This is a genomic window from Pseudomonas sp. EA_65y_Pfl1_P113, assembly GCF_963970525.1.
Taxonomy (GTDB): domain Bacteria; phylum Pseudomonadota; class Gammaproteobacteria; order Pseudomonadales; family Pseudomonadaceae; genus Aquipseudomonas; species Aquipseudomonas tritici.
On the sequence record NZ_CAXAQM010000223.1, the window covers coordinates 1 to 622 of the forward strand.

2 protein-coding genes are annotated in these 622 nt (G+C 62.4%); one reads left to right on the plus strand and one right to left on the minus strand.

What is annotated here, in order from left to right; genetic code table 11:
• Window positions 1-346 (plus strand): hypothetical protein (locus AACY52_RS29255; RefSeq protein WP_339561209.1); only part of this gene is annotated, 346 nt, incomplete at its 5' end.
• Between the two features lie 74 nt (window positions 347-420).
• Here AACY52_RS29255 and AACY52_RS29260 read toward each other — a convergent pair.
• Window positions 421-622 (minus strand): hypothetical protein (locus tag AACY52_RS29260; RefSeq protein WP_339561210.1); only part of this gene is annotated, 202 nt, incomplete at its 5' end.

Below are 622 nucleotides of genomic sequence, written 5' to 3' on the forward strand. Positions count from 1 at the left end.
GGGCGACCCTGCCGGTAAGGCAAAGCTGGCGCAGATCCTCGGCAACGGGTGCGACGATTACCAGCGGTGCATCTACTACAATCTGGCTGGCCGTGGGCTGTGCGTACTGATCGATGACCTGTTGTGGCTGGAGGCGCTGCTGCTCGGACGCGGTCGGGTGGCAGGCTATCTCCATCGCGGCAAGTTGCCAAAGCGGCTTTCCCAAACGCCCTATGTGGCAGCCGAACCGGACGGGCCGCTTGGCCGTTTCGAGCCGCAATTTGCAGTTGGGGCATCCTGGTCGCACGATCCGGGTCCGGAGTACGACCCCGTCGATCGTCCCGCAAAGCGTGGACGCCCCGCGTAGGACTGAAGCCTTTCAGGCAAAAAAGAGCGGTCCGGCATTGGTTGCCGGACCGCTTTGTCTATCAGGGATCTGTTCTAGTTTCGCTCGCAGGCGAGACGTTCGCCGCGACGCCACTTCTCGGGATCGATCCATTTGCCAGCATGAGCGCCGCGCTTGTTGGTTCGCGCTTCGTCGTAGGCGCTCATGTAGCGGGCGGCGCGATCTCGATCGCGGCTGAGATATTTGGTCGCCGGCACGGCCCATCCCTGCGAGATGAGTTGTTCACCGAGATCAGAT